The sequence below is a fragment of the Streptomyces sp. NPDC001781 genome (genome assembly GCF_053596035.1).
In genome coordinates, this window is sequence record NZ_JBSFFI010000031.1 from 20,414 (window position 1) to 34,961 (window position 14,548).

Consider the following 14,548-nt stretch of genomic DNA (forward strand, 5'->3'; position numbering starts at 1 on the left):
TCCTCTGGGGTGAGTGAGTGCGGTTTGGGCCCAATCCTATGGGGCGGGGACCGGTCACCGTTAAACGGTTTCGCCGGACCCCCCGGCCGGGGCGTCACGGCAGGGGGCGGCGCGGCCCGGCGAGGTGATCGCCGGGGGAAACGTTCCCCCGTCACAGGCCGGGACTATTCCGCCGCGGGCAGCGCCGCGCGGGGCCGCTGCCAGCCGCGCGGGCCGCGGGCCTTCAGCCAGGCCGTGGTCTCCTCGGGCGGCATCGCGGCGGCCACCAGCCACCCCTGCACGGCGTCGCAGCGCAGGTCCCGCAGGTGCTCCCAGGTCTCGTCGTCCTCGACGCCCTCGGCGACGACCACCAGGCCGAGCGAGTGGGCGAGGTCGACCGTGCAGCGCACGATCGCCGCGTCCTCGGCGTCCACCGCGAGCCGGGCCACGAAGGAACGGTCGATCTTCAGTTCGCTGACCGGCAGCCGCCGCAGGTGGACCAGGGAGGAGTAGCCGGTGCCGAAGTCGTCCAGGGACATCTTCACGCCGTGTCCGGCGAGCGCGGCCAGGGTGTCGGCGGCGCGCTGCGGGTCCTCCAGCAGCACGTGCTCGGTGATCTCCAGCTGCAGCGCCCCCGCCGGGACCCCGTGCCGGGCCAGCCGGGCGGCGACGGAACCGGCGAAGCCGGGGGTGTGCACGTCACGCGGGGAGACGTTCACCGCGACCGGCACCCTGAGCCCCTGCTCGCGCCAGCGGGCGACCTGGGCGAGGGCGGTCTCCAGCACGTACTCGGTGAGGTGCGGCATCAGGCCGGAGGACTCGGCTATGGCTATGAACTCGTCCGGCGGGACCCTGCCCCGCTCCGGGTGCACCCAGCGCACCAGCGCCTCCAGGCCGGCCACCTGGCCGTCGAAGCGGACCTTGGGCTGGTAGTGCAACTGGACCTCGTGCGCGTCCAGCGCCCGGCGCAGATCGCCCAGCAGGGCGAGCCGGTCGGGGGTGTTGGAGTCCCGCTTGGACTCGTACGCCTCCACGCCGGAGCGGTCCCGTTTGGCCTGGTACATCGCCACGTCCGCGCGGCGCAGCATGCCCTCGGCGTCCAGCGCGTGATCGGGGAAGACGGCGACGCCCGCGCTGGCTTCCAGCACGAGCGTGAGTCCGTCGAGGTCGAGGGGCGAGCCGAGCGTGCTGACCAGCCCGCGCGCGATCCGGGTGGCCGACGTGGTGGAGTCGGCCACCGGCAGTAAGACGGCGAACTCGTCCCCGCCCAGCCGCGCGGCCTCCGCCCCGTCGGGCAGGGCGTTCCTGAGCCGGTCCGCGATCTGCAACAGCAGCCGGTCACCGGCGAGATGGCCGAGGGTGTCGTTGACCGACCGGAAGCGGTCGAGGTCGATCAGCATCAACGCCGAGCGGGCGCCGATGCGTTCGGCGTCGTCCAGCGCGGTCCAGATCCGTTCCAGCAGCCACTGCCGGTTGGGCAGCCCGGTCAGCGGGTCGCGCAACTGCTCCTCCGCGCGGGCCCGCGCCATCCACAGGGTGGAGTCGAGCGCGATCAGCGGGATGACGAACAGCGGCAGCAGCACCGGCCTGGCGTCCGCGACCACGCACACCAGCGGCGCGATGCCGAGCAGCGCGACCGCGACGAGGCCCTGCCGGACCAGCGCGGTCCGGGCGATGGTGGGCACCCCGCCCCCGCGCGGGGCATGCAGGTACCAGAGCAGCCCCCGGCTGACGACGAGGTACGCGCCCGCGGCGAGCACGACCTCCCAGATGGTGCCGATTCCCCAACTGCCCGGGAGCCAGGGCTCCTCGACGCTGCCGGCCCGGCCGAAGGCACCGAGCACCAGGGCGCCGGCGCCGATGGCGAGGATGTCCACCGAGCCGTGCAGCAGGCCCTCGCGGCGGCAGTTGCGCCGGGCGGCGCCGACCAGTACGACGACGGTGAGGCTGACCAGCCCGGCCGGCACCCAGCCGTACAGCAACAGGGTGGCGAGGGTGACGGCGGCTCCGGAGGCGGTGCCGCCGCTCCAGCGGGCCCGGCCCAGCATGACGAGATGACCGACGACGAGGCCCGTGAGAAGGGCCAGCGCCCACCCGGCCGTACCGGCGGGGAAGAGCGCGTGGCCGCCGCTGAAGGCGCCGTACAGCCCGGCGCCGATGGCGAGCGCGGCCGCTCCGATGAGCACGGCGGGCAACGTCGGTTTCCTCGGGCGCCGTTGGCCGTCGGGGGACGGGCCCAGGTCGGCGGCGAGGACCAGCGCCGCGTGCGAATCGACGCCGCCGGTACCGGAGTCGGGTCCCGCACGGTCCTTGCCGTGCCCGGTCCACCGGATCCCCCGCCACGCGCCCGCGCGGCGGCGCAGGCGTGGCCACGAGCCGGGGGCGGCGCTCTCGGTCGGTTCCATTCCCGTCCCTCTCACAGCCGGCGGTGCCCACGCCACGCGGCCCTGGCCCCGAGGACCCTCAGCGGCTCGGCGGTGGAAAGCCCTTCCCCGCGCCGGCTGTCGGGCACGGGGATGCACCGGCCGCGGCTGGGCACGGCGGGCGCACCCCTCAACAGTAGGCCGCGGAGGGCTTCCTCGGGCAGCGGTCGTGGACGGTCGCCCGAATGGGTACGGGCCACCCGTATGCATCTGGTATGCGCCGTACGGGTGGCCTTCAACCGCTACTCCCCGGTCGGAAGCGCGACTTCGGCCGCCGCCTCGGGTCCGCGCTCCAGCAGGACGGCGAATCCGTCCTCGTCCAGCACCGGCACCTTGAGCTGCGTCGCCTTGTCGTACTTCGAGCCGGGGTTGTCGCCGACGACCACGAAGGAGGTCTTCTTGGAGACGGAACCGGTCACCTTCGCCCCCCGGCTCTGGAGCGCGTCCTTGGCGCCGTCACGGGTGAAGTTATCCAGCGTGCCGGTGACGACGACGGTCATCCCCTCCAGCGGGCGCGGGCCCTCGTCCTCACCGGCGGACTCCTCCTCCAGCGGGACGCCGGCCGCCTTCCACTTGCGCACGATCTCGCGGTGCCAGTCCTCGGCGAACCACTCCTTGAGCGCGGCCGCGATGATCGGGCCCACGCCGTCGGTGGCGGCCAGCTCCTCCTCCGTGGCCGCCTCGATGCGGTCGACGGACCGGAACTCGCGGGCGAGCGCCTGGGCGGCGACAGGGCCGACGTGCCGGATGGAGAGGCCGTTGATGAACCTGGCGAGCGGGCGCTGCTTGGCCGCCTTGATGTGCTCCAGCAGGGAGAGGGTGTTCTTCTTCGGCTCGCCCTTCTGGTTGGCGAAGACGGTGACGACCTTCTCCTCGCCGGTCTTCGGGTCGCGCCTGGGCAGGCCGCTGTCGGGGTCCAGCACGTGCGCCCTGATGGGCAGCAGCTTCTCCACCGTGAGGTCGAACAGGTCGCCCTCGTCCACCAGCGGCGGGTCGGCGGGCTCCAGGGGACGGGTGAGCGCGGCGGCGGCGACTGTGCCGAAGTGCTCGATGTCCAGGCACTCGCGCCCCGCGAGGTAGGCGACCCGCTCGCGCAACTGAGCCGGGCAGGCGCGGGCGTTGGGGCAGCGGAGGTCGATGTCGCCCTCCTTCATGGGCCGTAGCGGGGTGCCGCACTCGGGGCACTCGCCCGGCATCACGAACTCCCGCTCGCTGCCGTCCCGGAGGTCGGCGACGGGCCCGAGGATCTCCGGGATGACGTCACCGGCCTTGCGCAGCACCACGGTGTCCCCGATGAGCACGCCCTTGGCCTTGACGACCTCCTGGTTGTGCAGGGTGGCGAACTCGACCTCGCTGCCCGCCACCGTGACCGGCTCGACCTGGGCGTACGGGGTGACGCGGCCGGTGCGGCCGACGCCCACCTTGATGTCGATCAGCCTGGTGTTGACCTCCTCCGGCGCGTACTTGTACGCGATGGCCCAGCGCGGGGCGCGCGCGGTGGAGCCGAGCCGGCCCTGGAGGCGGATCTCGTCGAGCTTGACGACGACACCGTCGATCTCGTGGTCCACGGAGTGCCGGTTCTCGCCGTAGTACGCGATGAACTCCCGTACCCCGTCGAGGCCGTCGACCACGCGGTTGTGCGGGGAGGTGGGCAGGCCCCAGGTCTTCAGCAGGTCGTAGGCCCCGGACAGCCGGGTCAGCCCGGTGAAGCCCTCGTGGGCGCCGATGCCGTGGACGACCATGTGCAGCGGGCGGCTGGCGGTGACGCGCGGGTCCTTCTGGCGGAGCGAACCGGCGGCCGCGTTGCGGGGGTTGGCGAAGGGCTTGTCCCCGGCGGCGACCAGCCGCTCGTTCAGCTCCAGGAACTTGTCCATCGGGAAGTAGACCTCGCCTCGGATCTCCACGAGGTCGGGCACGTCGTCGCCCCGGAGCCGGTCGGGGATGTCGCTGATGGTGCGGACGTTGGGCGTGATGTCCTCACCGGTGCGCCCGTCGCCGCGGGTGGCGGCGCGGGTGAGGCGGCCGTGCTCGTAGGTGAGGTTGACGGCGAGTCCGTCGACCTTCAGCTCGCACAGGAAGTGGTAGGCCTGTTCGCCGAGTTCGCGGGCGATGCGGTCGGCCCAGGCGGCGAGCTCCTCGTCGTTGAAGGTGTTGTCCAGGGACAGCATCCGCTCGCGGTGCGCGACCGCGGTGAACTCGGTCTCGTAGGACCCGGCGACCTTCTGGGTGGGCGAGTCCGGGGTGCGCAGCTCCGGGAACTCCTCCTCCAGGGCCTCCAGGGACTTCAGGAGCTGGTCGAACTCCGCGTCGCTGACGACGGGAGCGTCCTTCACGTAGTACCGGAAGCGGTGCTCCTCGACCTGCTCCGCGAGCCGCCCGTGCCTCTCGCGCGCCTCGGCGGGCACCGCCGTCGTCGCCGCTTGCTTGTCGCCGGCCACCGTAGTGTCCTCCCGTTACTCAGGGTTGTCCGCGAGGGATCTCGCCGCCCGGACGCAGTGGGCGAGCGCCTGGCGGGCGTAGGCGGGGGAAGCACCCGCGAGACCGCACGAGGGCGTGACCGTGACCGCCTCCGCGAGCAGCCCCGGCCGCAGCCCCAGCCTGCGCCACAGCGTCCTGACACCCATGACGCTACCGGCAGGGTCCGACAACGGGCCGTCCGTGCCCGGCACGACACCGGCGAACAGCCGGGTGCCGCCCTCGACGGCCTCCCCGATCGCTTCGTCGTCACGCTCGGTGAGAAGGCCGAAGTCGAAGGAGACGGCGTCGGTGCCGGTTCGGCGCAGCAGCGTGAACGGCACGTCGGGGGCACAGGAGTGGACGACGGTGGGGCCCTCGCCGCTCGCGCCGAGCACCTCGCGCAGCGCGGACTCCACGACCTGCCGGTCCACGGCGCGGTGGGTGCGGTAGCCGCTGGCGGTGCGGATCTGCCCGCGCAGCACGGCGGTGAGGGAGGGCTCGTCGAGCTGGAGCACCACGCGGGCGCCGGGGACGCGGCGGCGGACGTCGGCCAGGTGCAGGCGCAGGCCCTCGGCGAGCGAGGCGGTGAGGTCGCGGCAGGCGCCGGGATCGGACAGCGCCGCCTCGCCGCCCCGCAGCTCCAGCGCGGCGGCGAGTGTCCAGGGGCCGACCGCCTGCACCTTGAGGTCGCCCTCGTAGCCCTGGGTGAACTCCTCCAGGGTGTCGAGGTCTTCGCGGAGCCACGCGTGTGCGCGCCGGGTGTCGCGGCCGGGCCGGTCGGACAGCCGCCATCCGCTGGGCTCCACGCGCGCGTACAGCTCGACGAGCATCCCGGCGGTGCGGCCGATCATGTCGGCGCCGGGGCCGCGCGCGGGCAGCTCGGCGAGGTACGGGAAGTCCTCCAGGCTGCCGGTGACGGTCTTGGCGGCCTCGCGCGCGTCCCCGTCAGGCATCGAACCGACGCCGGTGGCCGCGGGGAAGGTGACCTGGGTGTTCTCACTCACCCCGGCAGGGTATGCCGTGCGGCGGGCCGCCGTGTCAGCGGCCGGGGCGCACGGTCAGGTCGTTGATCTCGGCGTCCCTGGGCAGGTCGAGGGCGAGCAGGACGGTGTCCGCGACCGACTCGGGGTCGATGAACCGCGCGGGGTCGTACTCCTTGCCCTCCTGCTGGTGCACCTTGGCCTGCATGGGGCTGGCGGTGCGGCCGGGGTAGACGGAGCTGACCCGGACGCCGTTGCCGTGCTCCTCCCGGCGCAGCGAGTCCGCGAGCGCCTTCAGCCCGTGCTTGGAGGCGGCGTACGCCGACCAGCCGGCGTGGGCGTCGAGTCCGGCGCCGGAGTTGACGAAGAGCACCTGGCCGCGGGCGGTGCGGAGCTGGGGCAGGAAGTGCCGGGTCAGCTCGGCGGGCGCGATCAGGTTGACGTTGAGCTGGTGGCGCCAGGACTTGGGGGTGAGGTCCCCGACGTCACCGAGGTCGACGACCCCGGCGATGTGCAGCAGCGAGTCCACCCGGTCCGGCAGCGACTGGTGGGAGAAGGCCCAGGACAGCCTGTCGGGGTCGGCGAGGTCGCCCACCAGGGTCGTCGCGCCGGGGAATCCTGCCGCCAGCTCCTTGGCGCGGCCCGCGTCGCGAGCGTGCAGTACGAGGTCGTCCCCGCGCGCGTGCAGCCGGCGGGCGACGGCGGCGCCGATGCCGGAACCGGCGCCGGTGATCACATGAGTAGCCATGCCCGCCATGGTCGCATCAGCCCGCGGCGAGGGACTCCTCCAGGTGGGCCAGGGCGGCGGCCGGTCCGTCGGCGAAGTACATCAGCTCCGACAGCGGGCGCGGCAGGAAGCCCTCGGCCTCCATGCGGCGGAACTGCTGCTCCAGGCCGTCGTAGAAGCCGGCGGTGTTGAGCAGCACCACGGGCTTGGCGGTGCGGCCGTGCTTCTTCAGCTCCAGGATCTCGGTGGCCTCGTCCAGGGTGCCGGTGCCGCCGACCATGACGACCACGGCGTCGGCCTTCTGGAGCAGCAGCCGCTTGCGCTCGGCGAGGTCGGCGGCGATCACCATCTCGTCGGCGCCGGGCCGGGCGACCGCCGAGAGGAAGTCCACGGAGACGCCCACCAGCCTGCCTCCGGCCTCCTGCACGCCGTCCGCGACGACCTTCATCAGGCCGGAGTCGGAGCCGCCCCAGACGAGCGTGTGGCCGCCCTTGCCGATCAGCTCCCCGAACTCCCGCGCGGGGCGCGTGTAGCGCTCGTCGAGTTCGGCGGCGGAGAGGAAGACGCAGATTCTCATGCGGCCCACGGTACGCGGGAACATCGGCGGCCCCGCCCGTGCTGTCCGGGTATGGCACACGGACACACGATCACCATCGAAGAGAGCGAGCAGCGCGTGCGCGTCGTGCACGACGGCCAGGTGCTCGCGGAGACCGGCCGCCCCCTCGTCCTGCGCGAGACGGGCTGTCCGCCCCGGTACTACCTCCCCGCCGAGGACGTCCGGCTCGATCTGCTGACCCCGTCGGACACCCGCACGAACTGCCCCTTCAAGGGCACGGCGTCCTACTGGTCGCTGCCGGACGCGCCCGATCTGGTGTGGGCGTACCCGGACCCGAAGCCGGAGGTGGCCCGGATCAGGGACCACTACTGCTTCTACTCCCCCGAAGTGGCCTGACCGCACGGCGTGCCGTGTCGTGACCGGTGACTCGGGCGCCCGTACGGCAGTCTCCACGGGCATGGACAAGAAGACGACTTCCGTCGACGGGACCTCGCTCGCGTACCGCGTGACCGGCGAGGGGCCCACGGTCATCCTGGTCAGCGGCGCGATGTCCACCGGGCCGACGCTCGCCCCGCTGGCGGCGGCACTCGCGGACCGCTGCCGGGCCGTCGTCTACGACCGCCGGGGCCGGGGCGAGAGCGGCGACACGGCTCCCTACGCGGTCGGGCGCGAGGTGGAGGACCTGGCGGCGCTCATGGCGGCGGAGGGCGGCGAGGCGGCGCTCTTCGGGCTGTCGTCGGGCGGCGCGCTGGCGCTGCTGGCCGCCGCGAGCGGGCTGCCGGTGGCGCGGACGGCGGTGTACGAGGTGCCGTTCACGGACTTCCTGCCCGAGGGCCCCGAGCGGCAGGTGGCGTACGCGGCCGCCCTGGACGCGGCGCTGGCCGCGGGCGACCGGGGCGGGGCGGTGGAGCTGTTCCTGCGGCTGACCGGGCTGGGCGAGGAGATGATCCAGCGGGCCCGTCAGTCCCCCATGTGGCCCGGTCTGGAGCAGGTCGCGCCGAGCCTTGCGTACGACGCCGCCCTGATGGGCGACGGGCTGCTCCCGGCGGAGCCGCTGTCCCGCGTCCCCGCGCCGGTGCTGTCGCTGGCGGGCGGCCTGAGCCCGCAGTGGGTCCAGGCGGGCGCCCGGGCGGTCGCGGGGGCGGTGCCGGACGGCGCGTACGCGGTGCTGGAGGGGCAGACGCACGCGGTCGAGCCGGCCTTCCTCGCTCCGGTGCTGGCCGACTTCGTCACCGGATGAGCCCGGCCGGGGATCAGACCGCTGCGGCCGTGGCCCGGGTCGTGGTGGCGATGGTCGCCGAGCCGACCACGCGCGTGCCGTCGTACAGCACGATCGCCTGGCCGGGGGCGACGCCCCGGACGGGCTCGGCGAAGGTGACGCGCAGTTCGCCGTCCACCAGCTCGGCGTCGACCTCGGTCTCGCCGCCGTGGGCGCGGAGCTGGGCGGTGTAGGTGCCGGGGCCCTCGGGGGCGGTGCCGCACCAGCGGGGCTTGATGGCGGTGAGCGCGGTGACGTCGAGGGCGGCGGCCGGGCCGACGGTGACGGTGTTGGTGACCGGCGAGATGTCCAGCACGTAGCGCGGCTTGCCGTCGGGGGCGGGAGTGCCGATGCGCAAGCCCTTGCGCTGGCCGATGGTGTAGCCGTAGGCCCCCTCGTGGGTGCCGAGCCGGTTGCCGTCCTCGTCCACGATGTCGCCCTCGGCCTTGCCGAGCCGGTCGGCGAGGAAGCCCTGGGTGTCGCCGTCGGCGATGAAGCAGATGTCGTGGGAGTCGGGCTTCTTGGCGACGGCCAGGCCCCGCCGCTCCGCCTCGGCGCGGATCTCGTCCTTGGTGGTGACGGTGTCGCCGAGCGGGAACAGGGCGTGCGCGAGCTGGCGGTCGTCCAGCACGCCGAGCACGTAGGACTGGTCCTTGGCCATGTCGGAGGCGCGGTGCAGCTCGCGGTTGCCGTCCTCGTCCACCAGCACCTTGGCGTAGTGGCCGGTGCAGACCGCGTCGAAGCCGAGCGCGAGCGCCTTGTCCAGCAGCGCGGCGAACTTGATCTTCTCGTTGCAGCGCAGGCAGGGGTTGGGCGTGCGGCCGGCCTCGTACTCGGCGACGAAGTCCTCGACCACGTCCTCGCGGAAGCGGTCGGCGAGGTCCCAGACGTAGAACGGGATGCCGATGACGTCGGCGGCGCGGCGGGCGTCGCGGGAGTCCTCGATGGTGCAGCAGCCCCGCGCGCCGGTCCGGAACGACTGCGGGTTCGCGGAGAGCGCGAGGTGGACACCGGTCACGTCGTGACCGGCTTCCGCGGCACGCGCGGCGGCGACGGCGGAGTCCACGCCACCGGACATGGCGGCGAGGACGCGGAGGGGGCGCGGCGAGGTCTCAGTCATAGCCCTTCCAGGGTACGGGGCGGCGGGAACCGGGAACGCCGGGTGTGCGTTGGTGATCGCGAGGGGTCCGCAGGAACCGGGGCGTACGGGGTGGAGATGGACGACGGGGATCGGCGGCTCGGGCGGCGCGCGCTCATCATCGGCGGCGCGGCGGCCGCCGCGGGGGCGGCCGCGCTGGCGCACGGCGAGCTGGCCCGGCTGTACTGGCGGCTGCCGGGGGTGGAGCGGCGGCGGGTGCCGGGCGCGGTGGACTTCGCGGGCGCCCGCTGGGTGGCGGCCTCCCCCGCCAACTACCGGCACGCCGACCGCCCGGACGACTACCCGGTGGACCGGGTGGTCGTCCATGTCACCCAGGGCGGGTACGCGTCGGCGGTGAAGGTGTTCCAGGACCCGGCGCACCGGGCGGCGGCGCACTACATCGTGCGCGCGGACGGCCGCGTCACCCAGCTCATCCGCGAGCTGGACGTGGCCTTCCACGCGGGCAACCGGTCCTTCAACGAGCGCAGCGTCGGCATCGAGCACGTCGGCTTCGTGGACGACCCCAAGTCCTTCACGGACGCGATGTACGCCGCCTCGGCCCGCCTCACGGCCGCCATATGCGCGCGGTACGGCATCCCGGTGGACCGGGAGCACGTAGTCGGCCACGTCGAGGTGCCGGGCACGGACCACACGGACCCCGGCCCGCACTGGGACTGGGACCGGTACATGCGGCTGGCGGGCAGGGCGCGTACGGCGCTCGGCAGGACTTCCCAGGTGCTGTGACCGGAAAGGTCTGCCGGAAAGCTCGCGGCGTCCGGTGCGGTGCATCGCAAGGCGGACCATCGCCCGCGTACTGGATGTACTCGGGCGACGCGACAACGCGGCGAGGTGCCGTGCCGGACGCCGCGAGCCGGTGAACCTTGCCGGTCACAGCACTAGACGAGTCCCGCCGCGCGGGCGCGTTCCACGGCGGGGCCGATGGACTTGGCGACGGCGTCCACGTCGTCCTGGGTCGAGGTGTGGCCCAGCGAGAAGCGCAGGGTGCCGCGCGCCAGGTCGGGGTCGGTGCCCGTGGCGAGCAGGACGTGGCTGGGCTGGGCCACGCCGGCGGTGCAGGCGGAGCCGGTGGAGCACTCGATGCCCTGGGCGTCCAGCAGCAGGAGCAGGGAGTCGCCCTCGCAGCCGGGGAAGGTGAAGTGCGCGTTGGCGGGCAGCCGGCCGCCGGGTGCCGGGTCACCGCCCAGCAGCGCGTCCGGGACGGCGGCCCGTACGGCCTCCACCAGGCGGTCGCGCAGGGTGCCGATCTCGCGGGCGAACCACTCCTGCCGTTCGGCGGCGAGGCGCCCGGCGACGGCGAAGGAGGCGATGGCGGGCACGTCCAGCGTGCCCGAGCGGACGTGGCGCTCCTGGCCGCCGCCGTGCAGCACGGGTACGGGACTGTACTCGCGGCCGAGCAGCAGGGCGCCGATGCCGTAGGGGCCGCCGATCTTGTGGCCGGAGACGGTCATCGCGGCGAGCCCGGAGGCGGCGAAGCCGACCGGCACCTGGCCGAACGCCTGCACCGCGTCGGCATGCAGCGGCACCCCGAACTCGGCGGCCACATCGCTGAGTTCACGGACCGGCATCAGGGTGCCGATCTCGTTGTTGGCCCACATCACGGTGGCCAGCGCGACGTCGTCGGGGTTGCGGGCGATGGCCTCGCGCAGCACCTCGGGGTGGACGCGGCCGTGCGCGTCGACGGGGAGGTACTCCACCGTGGCGCCCTCGTGCTCGCCCAGCCAGTGCACGGCGTCCAGTACCGCGTGGTGCTCGACGGGGCTGGCCAGCACCCGGACCCGGTTCGGGTCGGCGGCGCGGCGGGCCCAGTACAGGCCCTTGACGGCGAGGTTGTCGGCCTCGGTACCGCCGGAGGTGAGGACCACCTCGCTGGGGCGGGCGCCGAGGGCCTCGGCGAGGGTTTCGCGGGACTCCTCGACGGTGCGCCGGGCCCGGCGGCCGGAGGCGTGCAGGGAGGACGCGTTGCCGGTGGCGCCGAGCCGGTCGGTCAGCTCCCGCGCCGCCTCGGGAAGCATCGGCGTGGTGGCCGCGTGGTCGAGGTAAGCCATGGTGACGCCGATTCTACGGGCCGCGCGGAGCCGCTCACGGCTCCGCACGGGTGGGTCACAGGCTCCAGGACACCGTGTCGGTGAACTGCATGGCGGCGAACAGGACCAGGAGGTCGGCCACGCCGAGCGCCAGACCGAGGCAGGCGCGGCCCCGGCGGTGCGTGCCGCGCCACAGCGAGACACCCGCGAGGACGATGGCGACGGGGCCCAGGAAGAGGTTGAGGACGAGCAGTCCGAGCAGTCCGAGGATGAAGGACGCGACGGCCATCCCGTCGGCGTCGCGCGGCCGGGGCGTCGCCTCGACCTGACCGGTGGCAGGTGCGGTGAGATGCATGGTGCTCAGCTCCTGATGGTCGGTGCGGGCGTTCGGGTCAGTGACTGGTGGTGCGGCGTCGGCCATGGCGCTCACGGACGGCGAAGATCAGGAGCCAGACACCGATGAAGGCGGCGACGGCGGCGCTGACGCCCACCGGCACGTGCGCCACGGTGCCGAGCGCGACACCGAGCAGCATGAGTGCGGCAACGAGGAACATCATGGTTTCGATCCCCCCTCAGGGTCGTCTCGGTGAACAGTTGTAGTAACAGTTGTTCACTGACTTCGAGTCTAACCCTCCGCACCGCTTTTCAATTCCGGAGAACAGTTGTTAACTGGATGACATGAGTCACACCCTCGGCGTCCGGCAGGCCCAGAAGCAGAAGACCCGTCAGGCGTTCCTGGACGCGGCCCTGACACTGCTGGAGGAGCAGAGCCTGAGCAGCCTGGGCCTGCGCGAGGTGACCCGTGCCGTGGGAGTGGCGCCGACCGCGTTCTACCGGCACTTCCCGTCCACGGCGGATCTCGGGGTGGCCCTGGTGGACGAGGCGCTGGGCAGCCTGCACCCGATGGTGGGGCCGACGGTGTCGGCGGCGAACGACTCGGAGGAGCGCATCGGCCGCGCGGTCGAGTTGATCGCCCAGCACGTCCGGGCCTTCCCGGCGCACGTCCGCTTCATCGCCCGCGAGCGGCACGGCGGGGTGCAGCCGGTGCGCGAGGCGATCCGGGACCAGCTCGCGCGCTTCACCGAGGAGGTGAAGGCCGAACTGGCCCGGGACCGCGAGGCGGAGGGCTGGGGCGACGACGACATGACGATGCTCGCGCATCTCTACGTCGACCAGATGCTCATCACGGCCCAGCTCTTCCTGGAGTCGCTGGAGGCGCCGCGGGGCGAGTGGGAGCGGGTGACCCGGCTGGCCGTCCGGCAGCTGCGCCTGATCACGCTGGGCAGCAGGCACTGGATGGACCAGGAGACGCTCTCCGGGGGGTGAGGTCCGGCCGGTTCAGCCCAGGCGGACGCGGGCGAGCTGGCGGGACTGGGCGACCAGCCGGTCGTCGCTGTCCCAGACCTCGGCGTCCTCCTCCAGGAAGCCGCCGGCCAGGTTGCGGGTGGTGATGGACACCCGCAGCGGACCCGGCGCGGGCCGGTGCCGCACGTGCACGGTCAGCTCGACGGTCGGCACCCAGCCGGTGAGCCCGATCTCGAACGCGGTCGGCGGCAGCGCGTCCACCGCGAGCAGCAGCGAGAGGGGGTCCGCGTCCCGGCCGTCGGCCAGCCCGAACCAGGCCCGCATCTCCCCCTTGCCGGAGGGCGCGCCGACCGCCCAGCCGACGGTGGCCGGGTCCAGCCTGAGCATCAGCCGCTCGGTGATGGCCGAGCTGCCGTCCACCGGCGCCGGACCGTCGGCCGGGCCGAAGCAGCGCTCCAGGGGCGGCATCGCGGGCGGCACCGCACTCGTCCGCACGTCGTCGGGGAGCGCCGCGAGATCGCCGTACGAGGCGAGGACGCGGATGCGCTCCACCTCGTTGCCCTCGGCGTCGTACTGGAACAGGGACGCCTGGCCGGTGGAGAGGGTGCGGCCGGTGCGCACGGTCTCGGTACGGATGACCGCGGGACCGGGCTGGGACGCGGTCAGGTAGTGCGCGGAGACGGTGAACGGGTCCGGATGCGGAAGGGTGTCGGCGAGGGCCCGGCCGAGCACGGCCAGCAGATAGCCGCCGTTGACGGCGCTGATGATGGTCCAGCCGGCCGAGAGGTCGATGTCGTAGACGCCGGGGGCGCGCCGGACGACCTCGGTGTCACGGTCGAACTCGCTGTCGCCGATCACGGCTTCAGTGGCGGGGGCGGAGGCTGCTTCTGGCATGGCTGAACGGTACAACAGCCAATTACTAAGCGGTAGCTTTTTGCATTGCGAGCGCGTGAACAGTGCGGCTCACTCCTCCGTGACCGTGGAGCGCCGGTTCCAGGCACGCGGCGCCCGCCAGTGGAACCTCATGGCCAGCAGACGCAGGATGAACGCGGTCGCCGCCGCGAGCCCGCTGGTGAGGGAGGTCAGCGCGTCGAAGCGGATGCACAGCACCACCATCGTGGCGCCGACGATCGCGGGCACCGCGTACAGGTCGCGGTCCCAGCGCAGCAGCGAGGGCACCTCGTTGGCGAGCACGTCGCGCAGCACACCGCCGCCGACGGCGGTGGCCAGGCCCAGGGTGGCGGAGGCGGTCAGACCGAGCCCGTGACTGTACGCCTTGGTGGTGCCGGTGACGCAGAACAGGCCGAGTCCGGCCGCGTCGAAGACGAGCACCGCCGCCTGGATGCGCTCCACGTGCGGGTGAAGGAAGAAGACCACGACGGTGGCGAGCAGCGGGGTGACGAAGAACCCGAGGTCGGTGAAGGCGGCCGGGGGCACGGCCCCGATGATCAGGTCACGGATGAGCCCTCCGCCCAGCGCGGTCACCTCGGCGAGCACGGCCATGCCGAAGACGTCGAAGTTCTTGCGGACGGCCAGCAGTGCGCCGGAGATGGCGAACACGAAGATGCCGATGACATCCAGCGTGTGCTGGACGGAGGGACTGAAGATCTGATCGAGCTGCACCCGCACATTCTGACCTGTCGCGGGGCGCACACCTTGCGAAGCAAGGCGGGAGAGGCG

The 14,548-nt window shown here is 73.2% G+C and carries 15 protein-coding genes; 4 read left to right on the forward strand and 11 right to left on the reverse strand.

Translation table 11 applies throughout. From position 1 onward, the window contains the following. Positions 1–164 precede the first annotated feature (164 nt). The 5 genes from ACWCV3_RS24200 to ACWCV3_RS24220 all read right to left on the reverse strand — a co-directional run bounded on the left by ACWCV3_RS24200 (position 165) and on the right by ACWCV3_RS24220 (position 7,143). Positions 165–2,384: a putative bifunctional diguanylate cyclase/phosphodiesterase gene (locus ACWCV3_RS24200; RefSeq protein ID WP_451227814.1), complete on the reverse strand. Its 2,220-nt coding sequence runs from the start codon at positions 2,382–2,384 to the stop codon at positions 165–167. A 260-nt stretch (positions 2,385–2,644) separates the two neighbouring features. After that, positions 2,645–4,840, reverse strand: coding sequence for an NAD-dependent DNA ligase LigA (gene ligA, locus ACWCV3_RS24205; RefSeq protein WP_451227817.1), 2,196 nt, complete (start codon positions 4,838–4,840; stop codon positions 2,645–2,647). Between the two features lie 15 nt (positions 4,841–4,855). Further along, a complete protein-coding gene (locus ACWCV3_RS24210) occupies positions 4,856–5,863 on the reverse strand; it encodes a methionine synthase (protein WP_451227820.1) in 1,008 nt (335 codons plus the stop codon). Between the two features lie 34 nt (positions 5,864–5,897). Then, complete coding sequence (locus ACWCV3_RS24215; protein WP_451227823.1) at positions 5,898–6,596, reverse strand: SDR family oxidoreductase; 699 nt, start codon at positions 6,594–6,596, stop codon at positions 5,898–5,900. Between the two features lie 7 nt (positions 6,597–6,603). Beyond that, positions 6,604–7,143, reverse strand: coding sequence for an LOG family protein (locus ACWCV3_RS24220; RefSeq protein ID WP_451227826.1), 540 nt, complete (start codon positions 7,141–7,143; stop codon positions 6,604–6,606). Between the two features lie 51 nt (positions 7,144–7,194). Between ACWCV3_RS24220 and ACWCV3_RS24225 the strand changes: the two genes are divergently transcribed. Beyond that, the gene (locus tag ACWCV3_RS24225; protein ID WP_451227829.1) at positions 7,195–7,518 is read left to right on the forward strand and encodes a DUF427 domain-containing protein; all 324 of its coding nucleotides are present in this window, start codon (positions 7,195–7,197) and stop codon (positions 7,516–7,518) included. A 61-nt stretch (positions 7,519–7,579) separates the two neighbouring features. Beyond that, positions 7,580–8,362 (forward strand): alpha/beta fold hydrolase, encoded by a 783-nt coding sequence (locus tag ACWCV3_RS24230; RefSeq protein WP_451227937.1) that lies wholly within the window; start codon positions 7,580–7,582, stop codon positions 8,360–8,362. 13 nt (positions 8,363–8,375) lie between these two features. Here ACWCV3_RS24230 and mnmA read toward each other — a convergent pair whose 3' ends face one another. Next, positions 8,376–9,500, reverse strand: a complete 1,125-nt coding sequence (gene mnmA / locus ACWCV3_RS24235; protein WP_451227832.1) for a tRNA 2-thiouridine(34) synthase MnmA — start codon at positions 9,498–9,500, stop codon at positions 8,376–8,378. 96 nt (positions 9,501–9,596) lie between these two features. On the opposite strand from mnmA, the gene ACWCV3_RS24240 reads away from it, so the two are divergent. Continuing rightward, positions 9,597–10,262 carry an N-acetylmuramoyl-L-alanine amidase gene (locus ACWCV3_RS24240; protein ID WP_451227835.1) on the forward strand — a complete coding sequence of 222 codons (666 nt, stop codon included), beginning with the start codon at positions 9,597–9,599 and terminating at the stop codon, positions 10,260–10,262. Between the two features lie 152 nt (positions 10,263–10,414). Here ACWCV3_RS24240 and ACWCV3_RS24245 read toward each other — a convergent pair whose 3' ends face one another. Genes ACWCV3_RS24245 through ACWCV3_RS24255 form a run of 3 tightly spaced genes read right to left on the reverse strand, consistent with a single transcriptional unit; the run spans position 10,415 to position 12,120 of the window. Next, complete coding sequence (locus ACWCV3_RS24245) at positions 10,415–11,584, reverse strand: cysteine desulfurase family protein (protein ID WP_451227838.1); 1,170 nt, start codon at positions 11,582–11,584, stop codon at positions 10,415–10,417. Between the two features lie 55 nt (positions 11,585–11,639). Next, a complete protein-coding gene (locus ACWCV3_RS24250; RefSeq protein WP_451227841.1) occupies positions 11,640–11,918 on the reverse strand; it encodes a DUF4190 domain-containing protein in 279 nt (92 codons plus the stop codon). A gap of 37 nt (positions 11,919–11,955) precedes the next feature. Beyond that, complete coding sequence (locus ACWCV3_RS24255; protein WP_451227843.1) at positions 11,956–12,120, reverse strand: hypothetical protein; 165 nt, start codon at positions 12,118–12,120, stop codon at positions 11,956–11,958. 121 nt (positions 12,121–12,241) lie between these two features. Between ACWCV3_RS24255 and ACWCV3_RS24260 the strand changes: the two genes are divergently transcribed. Further along, positions 12,242–12,889 carry a TetR family transcriptional regulator gene (locus ACWCV3_RS24260; protein ID WP_451227846.1) on the forward strand — a complete coding sequence of 216 codons (648 nt, stop codon included), beginning with the start codon at positions 12,242–12,244 and terminating at the stop codon, positions 12,887–12,889. A 12-nt stretch (positions 12,890–12,901) separates the two neighbouring features. Here the strand turns inward: ACWCV3_RS24260 and ACWCV3_RS24265 are convergent, their stop codons facing one another. Then, positions 12,902–13,762 (reverse strand): thioesterase family protein, encoded by an 861-nt coding sequence (locus ACWCV3_RS24265; RefSeq protein ID WP_451227849.1) that lies wholly within the window; start codon positions 13,760–13,762, stop codon positions 12,902–12,904. Between the two features lie 69 nt (positions 13,763–13,831). Further along, positions 13,832–14,491, reverse strand: a complete 660-nt coding sequence (locus ACWCV3_RS24270) for a trimeric intracellular cation channel family protein (RefSeq protein WP_451227852.1) — start codon at positions 14,489–14,491, stop codon at positions 13,832–13,834. Positions 14,492–14,548: the final 57 nt, after the last annotated feature.